We start from the raw sequence: 15469 nt of genomic DNA, 5'->3' as shown, positions 1-15469 counted from the left end.
ACCTATGGGAGCATTATAGTACATGTCCATGCCGTGCTCACTCCGCTCTGCTATTCTGATATCACAAAAGACAACCCAAATCTTTCCTAATGTCCTGAACGCAAATATAAAAAAGAACCAGAAGCAATATGCCCCAGGTTCGTCTCTAAGCATTGCAATACTATTCTTCACTTCTTAAATCCTTATAAGATTCCCTTGCGATTTCTTCCATTACGGAATTATAAAACTTCTTATCTTCAAATAATTTTGAGAAAGAAGTCATTGACTCCATATAACATTCCTGTGCGATTTTTTTGAAGATGTCAGGGAAGATACTCCGCTCGAAAACCTCAGCATCGTTATTTTTTGCATACGTCTTAAGCTTCTTATTATCCTTTACAACCTTATTATAAATTGTTTCTACGATAACCTTGTCTCCCTCTGTAAATGTACCATTAAACCGCTCGTTGATTTTTCTGATGATGTTCTCCAATAGTTCATCATCACTTATGATTACGGACTCTGGAACAAACCTTTTGGGATTTGAAAGTGTTTGATAGGTGGCATTGGTTTCAAGGACAATATCGCCTTTAAATGTTTCTTCAAGCTTATAAAACTCTAAGCGAAGTTTGTCCTCTAACTCAATCTTCTTGTCGTTTTCTTTAGGAATCATTTTAGCCAGGTAAGAAGTAAAGGCAAATTCCTTTTGGAGGCTCTTATCAAACATTCTTACAACTTGCGCGATATAAGAATACCACTTATTAAAATTCCTTATCGTCATTCGGTATTCATAACGTTTTTCGACATTAAGGTTGTTGTATCTATCTACAACTGGCTTTAACAGAGCAGTCATTTTACCAAGGTCTTTATCTGTCTGCTCACCATTCTTATAGTAAATTTTTATAAAACTTTCAATGTCAGCATCATTGTATAGCTTAAATTTTCGCAACAAACTTTGTGTTTGGTAAATAAGATTGATATTTATTTCTTCATCAAGAATGGTGGCTTCGTAGAAACGGGAGAAAGATTTTTTCATATCCTCTGCAGAATTCACAAAGTCCAAAATAAATGTGTCATCTTTGCCGCGGCAAGTACGGTTCAGTCTTGAGAGTGTCTGAACTGCCTTTACGCCTTCAAGTTTTTTATCCACAAACATTGTGTGCAGTAATGGTTCGTCAAAACCAGTCTGATACTTCTCCGCCACGATTAGACAGTTGAAGTCGTGATGAAATTCTTCTGGCAACTGCTTTTCTTTAATCGTGGAGCCATCAGCACGCTTATTCATACCTTCTTCAGTATAGGCTACTGTTTCGCCATACTCGTTAAGATCATTTATTACACCCGAGAAAGCGATTAATATATCAATATCGTCATATTTATTTTTCTCAATATACCGCTTTAACTCGTGATAATAGCGAACAGCGTGAAGGCGAGATGCCGTAACCACCATTGCTTTTGCGTTTCCGCCAATTTTATTCTTTGTTATCTCTCTAAAATGTTCCACCATAACAGCTGTTTTTTGTTGGAGATTATGCGGGTGTAACTCCTGATATCTGCGAACCGCTTTAACCGCCTTTGTTGCTGGAACTTCAGGGTTATCAGGTGTATTCTTGGCAATTTTAAAGCAAGTTTTATAAGTCATGTAGTTTTTAAGCACATCGAGTATAAACTCCTCCTCGATAGCCTGTCGCATGCTGTAAATATGGAAAGGACGGAAAGTGCCATCGCCTTGCTTCTCACCAAACATTTCAAGGGTTTTCTCTTTTGGAGTTGCGGTAAAAGCAAAGAAGGATAAGTTCTTGTGTCTGCCGTGCGTAATTAACTCTTTAACAAGCTGATCTTCAGTATCTTCCACTTCGGATTCTGCTTGGTTTTCAATATCGGCATATTCTTTTAAGGCTTCTTCTACATCAGCCAGAGCAGCCTTTAATTTCTTTGCGCTATTACCAGTTTGGGAAGAATGTGCTTCATCCACAATAATGGCGAACCTTCTGCCTATGTTGTCATCTATTTCTTCATAGATAACAGGAAACTTTTGAAGCGTAGTAATAATGATTTTTTTACCATCATTTATTGCATCACGCAGGTCCTTTGAGGTTTTCTTCTCGTCAATGGTTTCGACTACACCTTCAATATGATCAAACCCTGAAATCGTATTTTGTAGTTGATTATCAAGCACACGGCGGTCAGTAACCACGATTACGGAAGTAAAAACACTATTGTTTTCCTGATCGTGAAGGGTAGATAGGCGGTAAGCAAGCCAGGCGATAGAATTGCTTTTCCCCGATCCTGCGGAATGCTGAATTAAATAATTCTTTCCACTACCATTTACTCTAACATCAGTTGCTAGCTTCGTCACAACATCAAGCTGATGATATCGTGGGAAGATAATTTTCTTGCTTGTTTTCGTTTTGCGCTTTCCATTAACTTTTTCGGTTGTTTCTGAGACATCCAAGTGTATATATCTCTGAAGTATGTCCAGTAAGGCATCTTTTTGAAGAACCTTTTCCCATAAATAAGAGGTGATATAGCCTTCACCATCACCTTGAGGATTACCTGCACCGCCAACTTCACCCGCGCCATTAGAACCTTGGTTAAAGGGTAAGAAAAAAGTATCCTTACCCTTTAAATGTGTTGTCATTGCGACTTCGTAAAGATCAACAGCAAAATATACAAGGATTCTGTTATTAAAGCCGAAAATGAACTCTTTTGGATCACGGTCATACATGAACTGCCTTTTGGCATTATCGACGGATTGACCTTTTAGCTGGTTTTTTAGTTCCACTGCTACTACTGGTATACCATTCAAAGATAACACCATATCAATGGAATTTTCGTTTTGTGTTGAATACTTAAATTGCCGAGTACAGGTTAATATATTGTCACTATATTGCTTTATTACTGTATCATTTAGGATTGTCTCTGGTCTAAAAAAAGCAAGTCTAAACTTGATGCCACGGTCAATGATTCCGTGTCTCAAAACATGGATTAAGCCTTCACTGTCAATATTGGTTTGTAGACAACGATAAAGTCGAGTTTGAGCATCTGCCCCATCACGCTTAACCTGACGTTCCCACTCTTTTGGCTGTGAAATGGAAAGAAAGGTAATAAGTTTTTCCATATCAATTGCTTTTTCACGGTTATAGGTATTAAGATTGCCCTTAATAAATCCCCCCGTTGGGGAGAGCAAAAAGCTCTCTATATCTTGCTCAAATCGTTTTTCATTGTCTTGCATCTGCTACACCTCTTTTTTGCCTGTTACACATTCGTAAATTAGAGATTTCTTATATGTTTCAAGTTCAGAAATTAAAAATTGCTTTTTCGATATTATGTTATCAATTTCGGCGCATATGGTGTCTAGATGGTCAGAAATCAATTGCTGCTCTCTTAAGTCAGGAAGTAACACAGGTAGTTTTTTTAATAATTCTTGACTTAATGATGCTCTTGTTACAATGTTCATTTCTTTCACAAAAAATAATCTGTGTTTTTGACTCCTAAAATAATATTTTGAATAGTTCTTATCAAGTAATCCTTCAAACGGACGAAATCTTATTAAAAAACCTGCAAAAGTAGCATTTTCAATAGTGTGTGTGCATGTTGCTGCAAGTCCTATTTCTTCTATAGTTTCTGATGTCCTTGTAAAAAACACATCTCCTTTTTTTACAGAATAAGCTTCTCTCTCAGAATCAGTTGTTTCTGCTAATCCTTCTACGAAATGTGGTAATTCAATATTTTTATATACATCTCCGTAGCTTACAAAAGGATACCCCGTTCCAAAATATTCTCCCCCTTTACTTATTCCATTTTGGCAGAAACCTACATATCTCAATCTTCTAACTTTCCAATGCTGAGGTATTTGCCCAATCCATTCAAACCCGCTATCTTTCATAATCGCGTTAGAATTCAATCCCTTAGTAACCACTTCTGTAATTACTGTTTGTTTATAACTCTTATATTCTTCAATTGATATTTTTGTTTTTTCTATATTCCTATCAATCTCGGTACACTTTTGTTCGAGATAGTCCGCTATAAGTTGCTGTTCAGGTGCTGGAGGAATTGGCAACATCACGGAATTAAGCTTTGACATTGGTATTCTCATTCTTATTGTATTTAATTTCCCCGTGCTAGATTCTTTTATCATAATTCCATTTCCAAGACCACGGAGATTTCCTTGGAATTCCTTAGTTTGAAATATGTTGTTATAGTACTTTATTGAATAGCTGTTGTTCCTTACGTATAGCATATAGTAAACTGGGCTAACACAGCCAAAATAACTTGAAAGTCCTACAGATCCTGCAAGCACGTTCATGCTATTCAGTACAATATCATTGGGATATGCTAATTTGTATGCAGATAAATCTTCCTTAGCTTTGTTTCCACCACCTGTTTTTTCACTATAAGGAATAACTCCTTTATCTACTGTAAGTGATAGTATATAATCTGTTTTTATAGGATCATTGCTTTCTTTCCTTTCTGCCAATATTGCCTTTAAAGGCTTTAAGTCCCAATTCGCAGGAATTTCCCCAATCCAGTCCACACCACTGTTTTTCATCTCTCTGCTCATTTTGTTTTACCACCTGTTGAAAAAAGTCTTTCAAGAGAAGCGGATATGTTCTCCTCTAGTTCGTGAATTCTCTTTGCTATGTCTTCACTTTTTTCTGGTGCAGTATGTTTATAAAAATATCTTGTAAACGGTATCTCATATCCTACAGTTGTTTTATTTTTATCTATCCACGCGTCAGGATTAAAAGGCTTAATTTCCCTTTCAAAATAAACATCAATATCCTCTGTTAATGGCACATTTTCTGTATCCCTTTTAGAAGTATCTGGTGTAACCTTTTTCCCTTTTATTAATGGCTTGCCATTTTCATCTAGAAGTGGACTTTCAATAGTTATTTTGTTAAATCCAAACTCGATATTATCAATAATTTTGGATTCACATATCTTTTCACCCATTAAGTAAGTCTTATTTTGATATTCACCGTATGCTTGCACGATAATATCCCTGCAAAAATTTGTTATATCATTTCTTTTGTTTCCAATAGATTTTCTTCTTTGTTCATAAATATTAGAAGCATCGATGAGCTGTACTTTTCCTTCCCTATGAGAAGGCTTGTTTTTTGTTATTATCCAAACATAGGTTGTAATACCTGTATTGTAGAAGGAATCGTTTGGAAGTTGGATAATAGCATCAAGCCAGTCATTTTCTATTAGATATCTTCTTATTTCACTCTCACCAGAGCCAGCTGCACCAGAAAATAGCGAAGAGCCATTTTGGATAATTGCCATTTTCCCTGTTTCCTTTAACTTGCTTACGCCATTTAGCAAAAACAGCATTTGTCCGTCGGAAATCTTGGGTAGCCCTGGTCCAAATCTGCCTTTGTCGCCAAGCTTGTGTTCTGCTTTAACCGAGTTCTCCTCGCGTTTCCAGTCAATTCCAAAAGGTGGATTTGAGATACAATAATCAAATGTATAACCCGAGAATTTATCATCAGAAAGTGTATCGCCAAACTTCATATTGTCGGCGTTACCACCCTTGATAATCATGTCGGATTTCGCAATAGCGTATGTCTCAGGGTTAAATTCCTGCCCAAAACATCGAATTTCTGCATCAGCATCTAAAGCACGAAGACGTTCCTCCATACATCCTAACATCTGTGATGTTCCCATCGTCTGGTCATAAACAGTTTTAACAACACCATTTTCTAACAGGGTATCTTTCTCATCACAAATTAGAAGATCAGTCATTAGATATATAATGTCACGACTTGTAAAGTGTGCTCCTGCTTCTTCATTGTAACTTTCTGAAAATGTTTTGATTAAATCTTCAAAAATGTAACCCATATCAACTGATGTAATTAGGTCTGCACCTAAGTAACTTGATTTTTTGTTAAATTCCTGAATGATGTAAAAAAGGATATTATTATTTGCAAGTTTTGTGATTTCTTTATCGAATTCAAAATGAGCAAGCACATCTTGCACATTGTCGGAAAAGCCGTTTATATATGCACGGAAGTTCTCTTCGATATGAGAAGCATCTGCCAAGAGAGACTCGAAGGTAAAGGGACTTATGTTATAAAAGCTTAATCCCGATGCAGCTTCCAAAAAGCCGTCTTTAACTTCAAAGTTTTTGACTTTTTCATAGGTTTCAAGCACTTTTTCCCTGGTTGGCAAGAGTGTATCGTGAAACCTTTTGATAACCGTCATCGGGAGTATCACTTTTCCATACTCATGTGGTTTATATAGTCCAACTAAATGGTTTGCATTGTTCCAGATCATATTAGATTTTTCCGAAATATTCACTGCCGTTTGTTTGCTTGAATAAATTTCTGTCATTTCTGGCTAACCCTCTTTCGAATAAAATACTACCTTTGACTTATTCCACAATCGGCTTGTTTTCTCCTTCATTCGACAATTGGCTTCATAATTATACGACGAAAAATTGTCACTATACCGTCAGCGATTATATGTTCGTATCGATAAGAAAATAAGCATTTTCGAAAAAAATAAAAAGCCTATCACGAAAATAGGCTCAAATAAGTTTGATTTATACAGTTAATATAGAAGTCAACTGGCTTATGAATAATTGCCTGCGTTGCTCAATAAAGTTGTCGAAATTCGAAATGTTTAAGTCGATGTTCGGTATATAATGTTTATCCATATAATCTTTACGCTTTGAATGGTCAGGATACGTCTTGACTATCCACTCATCAAAATTCATATTCGATTTTTGTTGGTTCGGCACTCCTTCGAGTAATTGTAAATTTATAATCACATTGCATTCGTTAATAAAGGCATCTTGCTTGTCTTCTGGAACACCTAGTTTTGATAAGTTTTTCTTTGTGAATAGACTCTTAGCAAAAATATGATCCAAATGAAACTTATTTCTAAAATCTAAAGTCGGGTAAAGTAAAGCCAGTACTGAGAACGTATGCTTTTGACCATATTGATAAGTCAGCAGATTGCTTATTTCATCGTCAGTAAATGTAAAAGACTTTGTACCACCCTTTAATTCTTCGATGATTATATTCAGTGGAAAACTGTCGTGATTATTCATTATGATTTTCCTTAACGGTCTAAGCACGTTATCTGGCTGACCACTGAAAACTCTTTTTAACAACGCCAGAATCAGCCACTTATGTACCAACTGTCTGTCGCTCTCGTAAGTGGAAGATTGAACGTAGTTAGCGAGCAATCCTCTTTTCAATAAGTAATAAGCAATTGGAATGATGGCATTGTTTGACGTTAATGTTTCTTGGTTAAACCCAAAATTGGAGACTAGACTGATTGCCAATCTAATCGCCTTTTTTACGTCATCCCAATTCTTCTCGATCTTTTGCATAGTCTCTGTACCAAAGTTGTCGACTTTAAATGCAATATCGCTAAAATCGCAAAGAACCAAGCATGATTTTAAAACTAAATCCTTATTAAAGTTAAAGCCGTCGCCAATCTGGTTTATTTCATCTACAAATTCCGTAATTTCTTTTCTTGCATCTTTATCTTTCCATTGCGCCGTAGCTATCGAAAGCAATAGATCGGAATAGCTTAATGCCGTACCGCCGCTATTAACACGAATAAAGATATTCAAAACCTTATCCAACTTCTGCTCTTTTTCCAGATAGTAATTTATACTCGGCGTTTCATTAATTGCTTTATACAGCTTAAAGAGTGTTTGGTTCGCAAAAAGGGCTTTATCCTTTTCAAGCGAATTCAATCCTTTTTCAATTAGATATTGATTCAATTCAAAATGATCGTTGAAATCAAGGATGTCAGAAACCTTAAACCAATATGCACTGTTATTTGCATGATCGTAGTTGACATCTTCTTCCGTTAAGAACCGAAAATCGTAAATCGTATCGAATTCTTCGGAAGGTGCTAGTAAATCGACGTAAAGTTTTTGCTTTGGGTAGGCTAATGGGTTATTACTCCTCATACGAGGTAATTTATACGCATATGAGCCCTTTAAGCCTATATACATTGACGTTAAGCGCTGTTGTCCATCTAATATAGCAATGATATCTTCTTCTCCACTGATATCCGCAATCGGATTATGACGGTTATCCTTTTCGTGGTATTCCCGTATAAATTCATAAAATTGGAAGGTTTTACTCTTTTCTTTATTTACATACCAAAATAAAAACGAACCAACAGGATATCCCTGCATTAATGAATCGAATAGTCGCTCAACTTGGTCCGTACTCCAAACGAACTCACGCTGGATTGCTGGCAATATGTATTTTTTTCGATGAATATTCCCAATTATTTCTTTGATGGTTAATGGAGTTTGGAATGACATTTTATCGCCTACCTTTGATCATCTGAATATTACCAATCGTTTTTACGTATTCTGCTGTCCATCAGTATCGCAAACAGATATGATGGTGCTTGCAAATGTTGTAGCGGTACAGTATTAGAAAGTGGTACGTGTTTTAACGCTTCAATAAAGGTGCTTTTTGAAACCGATCTATTCGTTCGGCTTAACTCAATAACATTTCCTTTAACTGCGTATGTGAACTCTCCGCCTTTCATTTGCTTAAAAGTCTGTCCTTCATTTTTCTATAATTCTTTCCCACAGTATTTCTATCATTTAGAACACCTCGAAACAATAATATAATCTTACTTCATAATCCGACAAAAATCTAAACGAAACGGCAAGTCCTACATATAATTATTCAGCAACAATTATAAGAACTCCTGTAGTCTTTAAAATAATACCTATTGTCTTGATGGTTAGAATCTCATTTGCTAGACTGCGCTTCGAAAGGAGGTAGTTTAGAAATGAATCATTTGTTTGGTAATAAAGTTGTTGGTTTCTATGTGCGCGGCAGAAGACAGAAGCTGATCGATGAGCAGTTTGCCGAGTTGTTCTTATTTGCGACGATAAATCGGATTCCTGAACACAAAACACGGTTATTTCTTGATAATGTGCCTTCTAATTAGGGCAGACCATCACTTTATAATCTGATTGCCAATCCTTCCGTTGATTTCTTGGTAATTACAAGATACCATATATTGGACATACAATATGACGTGTATCTTCATTTGATAAGCGTGCTTGAATCGTTAAAAATTACAGTCATAGATTTAGAGAGTGACTTCACAAAAAAGGAAGCAGGAGGCTAAATTCCTGCTTCTTAATTAAGCGATTAACAGGTGATGATATGCAGCAACAAAATAGCTCATCGTTTGAATTCCTAATCAAATAATTTTCAATGATGAAATGTCAATAATGTTGGAAGGTCTTGCCGAGAACAACCATAAGAATCGAAGAAAATACCTAACCGTAAAAGAAGTATCCAAAATTACTGGCATCGGCACTTATACATTAAGGCAGTTAACATATGCAAGAGCTATGCCTCATCGCAAGGTTAAAGCAAGGATCATATTCGATGAGAATGAAATCCAGAATACCATATCCAAGTATAAAGAAGTGGGATGGGATGACCCCGAGAAGGAATGGGACATTAAGATTGTTCAAGGTGAGATCGATGCCCTACGGAATCGAAGGGAGGAATCAATGATGATTGAGGATATCTTGAGGAAAATAATAAAAGAAGAACTTTCCGATTTTTCAGGGGAAATTTTGAACCGAACCAAAAAGGATAAGGAAAGCTATTACGGGAGAACAGTGCTGACGATTAAGGAAGCGGCAGCTCACTTTAGGACGAGCCCTTCCACTATCTATAGCCTGATTAAAGAAGACGGGATGCCTCACCTTAAAATTCAAAGCCGATTCTACATTGTGCTTGAAGATGCTGAAGCGTATTTGTGGAGGGAAACAGCAAAATCATATGCCACCGAAGGGAATATTTACTGGCAACGTATTCTGCAAAGACTTGATTGGGAGGAAAGAGAAAGAAATGCAGCTTATAAAACAGCTTTGAGTCGTCTGGAAAATCGATATTAAAGTGAATAAGGCTCACAGAAGAAAAGCAGAGAGTAATGAAGCTCTGCTTAGCCCCTTTTAGTTCTATGGACTTATTCGACAGAATAGGTCTATTTCCCTTGTCCAATGATAAAATACTGTCGTTTCTAGCAGGAAAATGTAACCATATTGTAGAAGATTAATTCAGCAACCTTTTTCATTTTAGGAGGAGTCATAAATGAATTATAAGAAAGGCTCAATGTGGGCAAAGTGGGACTTACACGTCCATACTCCGAATTCAATAATAGAACATTACTCTGGTTCTAATGAGGATGAGATATGGGAAAATTACATAAATGATTTGGAGAATTTACCTCCTGAGATTAAAGTTCTTGGAATCAACGATTACATCTTTATAGATGGTTATCGCAAAGTAAAACAATATAAGGATAGTGGTCGATTATCTAACATTGATTTACTGCTACCTGTTGTGGAATTACGGCTTAACAAGTTTGGGGGAACGAAGAACAAACTTAGTCGAGTAAATTTCCACATCATCTTTTCTGATCAAATCGAGCCTGACATAATTGAACAGTGCTTTCTGAATGCATTGACTAGAAACTATGAACTTTCTCCTCAGGCGAGAGACAAACAGATTCAGTGGAATTCTGTTGTGAATAGAACGACACTCACTCAGTTAGGGCAAATGATTAAATCTACTGTTCCCAAAGAGCAACTTATACACTATAAAAGCGACCTTGAAGAAGGCTTTAACAACTTAAATTTAGACAAGGATAAAATCCTTGAAACCTTACAACAACATCATTTTCAAGGGAAATACATCACAGCTGTCGGTAAAACAGAGTGGGCGGATATTAAGTGGAATGAAGGGTCCATCGCTGATAAAAAAGACATTATTAATGCAGTCGATTTAGTCTTTATTTCCTCGTATTCCGCAGATGATTATTATAAAGCAGTAGCTTCACTTAATGAAGCAGGTGTAAATGATCGACTACTTGATTGCAGTGACTCACATTATAATTCGTATTCATCGGAAAAAGACAGGCTTGGAAATTGCCTCACATGGCTTAAAGCTGATACAACATTCCAAGGATTGAAACAAGTACTAAACGAATGGAAAGATCGTGTTTATGTAGGAGATATGCCGCCTAAGCTTCTATCAGTTAAGAATAAAAAGGGGAAGTTTATTAAATCGATTTCAATAAAGAAAAAAAGTAATATTGTTGGTTGGTTTGAAAACGAGATTATTCATCTAAATAATGATTTAGTTGCTGTTATTGGGAATAAAGGGAACGGAAAAAGTGCTCTAGCAGATATTATCGGATTAGCTGGAGGAACAAAAAATACCAACGAATTTTCATTTTTAACAAAAGGACGATTTAGACAAGGGAATTTGGCAAAAAATTTTGAAACCGTTATTGAATGGGAAAATGAAGTAGCAGATAAAATTACACTTGATGAAAATCCAAAAGAACATGCTATCGAGAAGGTTAAATACTTACCACAACGATATTTAGAAACATTATGCAATGTTGAAGATGATAAGTTTGAAAACGAATTGAAAAAGGTAATTTTCTCTCACGTAGAAGAAAAAGATAAGCATCAAAAATCTTCACTTAACGAATTAATTCGTTATAAAAGTGAAACAGTAAAAGACTCTATTAGATTATATTCTGAACAATTACTTCATATCAATGAGCAGTTAATTGATCTGGAGAAAAAAGCAACGCCAAACCATATTTCATCTGTTCAGGAACTATTGAAGAACAAGGAACAGGAACTAGAAGCTCATTTAAAACAGAAACCTGAGGAAATCCTGCCCCCTGACAATAATTCAAGTCAAAGTGAACAATTGGCTCAATTATCCACTGAAATTGATGCGAACAAGAAACTCCTTCAGACATTGAATGAGACTATTGAGGCTAAAAAAACTGAGCACACCGATATTAAGAATAAGATTTCATTGGCTCAACGGCTTGAAGAAAAAATCAAAAATTTTGAAATGCAGTTCTCCTATTTCTTGAGCAATTGCTCCGATGAAATAAATTCATTAGGAATGAAAATCGAGGATATTGTCAGTCTTAATGTCGATCTTACTTCATTAATACAAATTCAAACTGACTTAAGAAGCAAAGATAATCAACTTACGATTGAACTTAATGATGATAGTAGCAATAACAGCAGTTTATTAGTAAATAAACAAAAATTGGAATTATTGATTAAGGATAGTCAAAGTAAACTAGACGAACCAACTCAGAAATATCATCTTTACAAAAAACTATTGTCCGATTGGGAACAAAAAAGGGAGAGCACCTTAGCGGAAATAACAAAATTAAAACAGAATATTAATTCGCTTCAAAACGAGCTTCCTAATGAAATAAAAAGCCTTAAGGATATTAGAGTTGCAAAAACTAAGGAGATTTTTACTGAAATAAAGAAAATCTCAGATATTTATTCAAGTTTATATAAACCTGTTCAAGAGTTTATCGATACTCACTCCCTTACAGAATCAGATTTTGAATTAAAATTCGAGGTATCAATTGATGGAAGCTCAGTATTAGATGGGATTTTAGAAAAAATTAATCAAGGTGTACGAGGGAAATTTTATGGTTCAGAAGAAGGCAGAAGGCTCCTGCAATCTTTAATTGAGGATTCTAATTTTAACGATATTGAATCAACAATTACTTTTATTGGAAGTATATTAACGAATCTGATAACTAATTCTGATCAGCCAGACCTTTTAAACATAGGAAATCAGCTGAAGAAAAACACGTCTGTACTAGATTTTTATCAGTATTTATTCTCACTTGATTACTTAAAACCGTATTACAGTTTAAGACTTGGTGATAAAGAAATAACAAAATTATCTCCAGGTGAAAAAGGAGCATTGCTGTTAATTTTCTATTTATTGGTAGATAATGATGATATCCCTTTAATTATTGACCAACCAGAAGAAAATTTAGACAATCAATCAGTTTTTAAAATGCTTGTTCCGTGTATTAAAGAAGCTAAAAAGAGAAGACAGATCATAATGGTAACCCATAATCCGAATTTGGCAGTAGTATGCGATGCTGAGCAAATCATACACGCTCAAATTGACAAAACAAATAATAATAGCATAAGTTATAGGTCAGGCGCCATTGAAAATATGGAAATGAATAAATGTATTCTTGACATTCTTGAGGGTACAGAACCAGCTTTTTCCAACAGAAAATCAAAGTATTTATTGTTCTAAAAAAACGATAGGCGAGGAATTATCTCCTCGCCTATCGTAAATAACTATTTCCAATAACTATGTAATTTTCCTTTAATAAAAAGTGGAGTGATCTCTTCTCTTTATTACTAATATTAATTCCAAAGTACCTCCCCTTCTTATTGTCATAATTCACACAAAAAATTTTTTCTCCATTGGATAATAGATCCGACTCATACACTTCGTTGTTATCGTTATCCATTAATTCAGTTGATTGTACAATACGAACGTCATCAAGGTCGTATACATTCTCCAAGTTGCCTCTAAAATGAACTGATACTTTCTTTCTTTTAAAATCAATTGACGATATTAGATAGAGCTTCTTATCATATTCATCGACGAATTTAAATTTAACTTCTCTCATCACAATCACCCCATAATTCAAGGTATTCAACTACTCCCACTGAGATGATAGTAGTTTTACCGTAATTACAGGGAATGTTCGTTGTAACAATTAGGTTACCCATTTATGTAAGAAGCGGATACCTGCAACATAAACTGATTCACTTCTTTTCCAAATTCAGTTTTGATCAATCTCAGTAAAACCGAAAAGCCCATTCCCGTTTGGTCTAACTCATATTTTTCAACCAGACTGCTTCATCTTCGTTAATATCATTCCCTACAGCCACAGAATTACCCCTTTAAGGCTTTCCAAGTTAATTCCCAGCCTAATTCCTCATACCGAAAACCCAATGAAATCAAGGCTTTCAGACGTTTTAGAATGGGTGTGTTTCAAAACACACTACATTCGCAATGTGGTTTCAAACACAATAATGGAAAATTCAAGAAGAAAGCATCCGTCTAGACGAAACGTCTACGAAGTAACAAACATTTCAATTCCGTTATTGCTGATGTCTACAATCCGTCTACGATTCCACTTTTAAAAATGCAAAAACCCACTCAGTGAGTGGGTTTTTAAGTATGGAGACGAGGGGAGTCGAACCCCTGTCCGAAGATAACGCCACACAGGCTTCTACGGGTGTAGTCACAGTTTTGATGTCACCCGAGCGTCGCCCCGTAACCGGCTACGCGTTGGGTCAGCCTGATTGTCTTCTTCAGCTCACCGCAGGCGGAGATGAGACAGCGTATCCCACTAAAGTTGAGCCCCTAGCCCGGCACATGGGCGATGCAGAGTAGGAGCACGCTCACAGGTTATTAAGCTGCGAAAGCGTAGTTTTGTTGTTGTTTGCCATTTAATTGGCTTTAGCGTTGATGAAGTGGACGCGTCCCCACTACCCGCAACCCATGCTCGAACTATCCCCGTCGAATCCAAGAACGTCCCCGCATAGGAAGGCTCCGGTTAAGGAGCCTAAAAGTGAAACAATGTAAAAACATGAATTCAAGGAAGTTATGAAAAAAGGTTTATCAACAAAGCTGTTGATGTGCTGACTTCATAAGATCTGATTGATGCTGATGTCCTCTGGCGTACTCTTATTATAACACACATGCTCTGAAAAGGAAGGCCAACCTATTGGGAGCAAATCCAGCACTCGGTAAAGCTGGTAACTGTGCGCCCGCCTACCGTGCAACCTTCTGCTTCTCGCGAAGCGCACGTTGGATGTCGCGTTGGGCGTCTTTCTTCGCGGCGGTTTCCCGCTTGTCGAACTGCTTCTTCCCTCGGCCGAGGCCGATGAGCAGCTTGGCGTAGCCGTTGCGCACGTAGATCTTAAGCGGCACCAGCGCGTAGCCTTCCTGCTTGGCTAGACCGAGCAGCTTGCGAATCTCCGGTTTCTTCAGCAGCAGCTTGCGCGCCCTGGTCGGATCGCTCGGGTTGTGGCGGTTGCCTTGCTCGAAAGGGCTGATGTGCATGTTATGAATGAACGCTTCGCCATTCCGGATCAACGCGAACGCATCGCCGATATTGGCTTTACCGAGGCGGATCGACTTGATCTCGGTTCCGGTCAACACCAAACCGCATTCGTACGTATCCTCTATAAAATAATCATGCGACGCTTTCTTGTTCTGCGCCAGCACTTTCCCGTCCGCTTTCTTGCCCATTGTCGCAGCACCGCTCCTTCCCATCAAGACTCCAAACCAAACCAAGGGATGGAGTCCATTGTACCAAACTCCATCCCCGGAAATCAAGAGGCGCCTAGTGCTTCACGGTCTTTTTGCGCTTCTTCTTGGCGAAGCCGACGCCCGCGCCGCCACCGGCGCCGAAGGCACTCGCGCCGCGCTTCCCGCTGCCGCTCTCCGCCGAGCGGCCCGTCGCCTCGAGCGCGCGCGTCTTCGCGGCGCCCGGCCCTTTGCCGCGGCTGCCTCCGCCGCTGCGCGAGCCTCCCGCGCCGAGCGCCGAGCCGCTATCGCCGCCGGCTCCTGCACCGCCCGCGCGGCCGCCGCGGCCGCGCTTG

8 protein-coding genes, 1 other RNA gene and 1 pseudogene are annotated in these 15469 nt (G+C 37.5%); 3 read left to right on the top strand and 7 right to left on the bottom strand.

The genetic code is table 11. From position 1 onward, the window contains the following. Positions 1 to 160: 160 nt before the first annotated feature. The 4 genes from JMF85_RS05835 to JMF85_RS05820 form a co-directional block, all read right to left on the bottom strand. Positions 161 to 3214: a type I restriction endonuclease subunit R gene (locus JMF85_RS05835; protein WP_201317895.1), complete on the bottom strand. Its 3054-nt coding sequence runs from the start codon at positions 3212 to 3214 to the stop codon at positions 161 to 163. Between the two features lie 3 nt (positions 3215 to 3217). Beyond that, positions 3218 to 4543, bottom strand: coding sequence for a restriction endonuclease subunit S (locus JMF85_RS05830; RefSeq protein ID WP_201317894.1), 1326 nt, complete (start codon positions 4541 to 4543; stop codon positions 3218 to 3220). Further along, the gene (locus JMF85_RS05825; protein ID WP_201317893.1) at positions 4540 to 6315 is read right to left on the bottom strand and encodes a type I restriction-modification system subunit M; all 1776 of its coding nucleotides are present in this window, start codon (positions 6313 to 6315) and stop codon (positions 4540 to 4542) included. The genes JMF85_RS05830 and JMF85_RS05825 overlap by 4 nt, the downstream gene beginning before the upstream one ends. Before the next feature lie 211 nt (positions 6316 to 6526). Continuing rightward, positions 6527 to 8275, bottom strand: a complete 1749-nt coding sequence (locus JMF85_RS05820; protein WP_201317892.1) for a DUF262 domain-containing protein — start codon at positions 8273 to 8275, stop codon at positions 6527 to 6529. Positions 8276 to 8757: 482 nt separating this feature from the next. Here JMF85_RS05820 and JMF85_RS05815 point away from each other — a divergent pair, with 482 nt between their 5' ends. The 3 genes from JMF85_RS05815 to JMF85_RS05805 all read left to right on the top strand — a co-directional run bounded on the left by JMF85_RS05815 (position 8758) and on the right by JMF85_RS05805 (position 13100). After that, positions 8758 to 8919, top strand: a complete 162-nt coding sequence (locus JMF85_RS05815; RefSeq protein ID WP_201317891.1) for a hypothetical protein — start codon at positions 8758 to 8760, stop codon at positions 8917 to 8919. Positions 8920 to 9208: 289 nt separating this feature from the next. Further along, positions 9209 to 9886 carry a helix-turn-helix domain-containing protein gene (locus tag JMF85_RS05810; RefSeq protein WP_201317890.1) on the top strand — a complete coding sequence of 226 codons (678 nt, stop codon included), beginning with the start codon at positions 9209 to 9211 and terminating at the stop codon, positions 9884 to 9886. Between the two features lie 196 nt (positions 9887 to 10082). After that, positions 10083 to 13100 (top strand): TrlF family AAA-like ATPase, encoded by a 3018-nt coding sequence (locus tag JMF85_RS05805; RefSeq protein WP_201317889.1) that lies wholly within the window; start codon positions 10083 to 10085, stop codon positions 13098 to 13100. Positions 13101 to 14037: 937 nt separating this feature from the next. Here the strand turns inward: JMF85_RS05805 and ssrA are convergent. The 3 genes and pseudogenes from ssrA to JMF85_RS05790 form a co-directional block, all read right to left on the bottom strand. Then, positions 14038 to 14401: a transfer-messenger RNA gene (gene ssrA, locus JMF85_RS05800) on the bottom strand. 235 nt (positions 14402 to 14636) lie between these two features. Continuing rightward, positions 14637 to 15116, bottom strand: a complete 480-nt coding sequence (smpB, locus tag JMF85_RS05795) for an SsrA-binding protein SmpB (protein WP_127610814.1) — start codon at positions 15114 to 15116, stop codon at positions 14637 to 14639. Positions 15117 to 15210: 94 nt separating this feature from the next. Further along, positions 15211 to 15469 (bottom strand): annotated as a pseudogene (locus tag JMF85_RS05790) (hypothetical protein); the annotation flags it as partial.

It is taken from the genome of Paenibacillus sp. EPM92, assembly GCF_016586185.1.
Taxonomy (GTDB): domain Bacteria; phylum Bacillota; class Bacilli; order Paenibacillales; family NBRC-103111; genus Paenibacillus_G; species Paenibacillus_G validus.
Note: the sequence above shows the minus strand (reverse complement) of the source record. Positions and strands in the feature narration are given on the sequence as shown.

What these genes read in the sequence shown, in the direction of transcription:
- JMF85_RS05835 (WP_201317895.1), bottom strand. Translation starts at nt 3,214, where the DNA reads ATGCAAGACAATGAAAAACGATTTGAGCAAGATATAGAGAGCTTTTTG.
- JMF85_RS05830 (WP_201317894.1), bottom strand. Translation starts at nt 4,543, where the DNA reads ATGAGCAGAGAGATGAAAAACAGTGGTGTGGACTGGATTGGGGAAATT.
- JMF85_RS05825 (WP_201317893.1), bottom strand. Translation starts at nt 6,315, where the DNA reads ATGACAGAAATTTATTCAAGCAAACAAACGGCAGTGAATATTTCGGAA.
- JMF85_RS05820 (WP_201317892.1), bottom strand. Translation starts at nt 8,275, where the DNA reads ATGTCATTCCAAACTCCATTAACCATCAAAGAAATAATTGGGAATATT.
- JMF85_RS05815 (WP_201317891.1), top strand. Translation starts at nt 8,758, where the DNA reads ATGAATCATTTGTTTGGTAATAAAGTTGTTGGTTTCTATGTGCGCGGC.
- JMF85_RS05810 (WP_201317890.1), top strand. Translation starts at nt 9,209, where the DNA reads ATGTTGGAAGGTCTTGCCGAGAACAACCATAAGAATCGAAGAAAATAC.
- JMF85_RS05805 (WP_201317889.1), top strand. Translation starts at nt 10,083, where the DNA reads ATGAATTATAAGAAAGGCTCAATGTGGGCAAAGTGGGACTTACACGTC.
- smpB (WP_127610814.1), bottom strand. Translation starts at nt 15,116, where the DNA reads ATGGGCAAGAAAGCGGACGGGAAAGTGCTGGCGCAGAACAAGAAAGCG.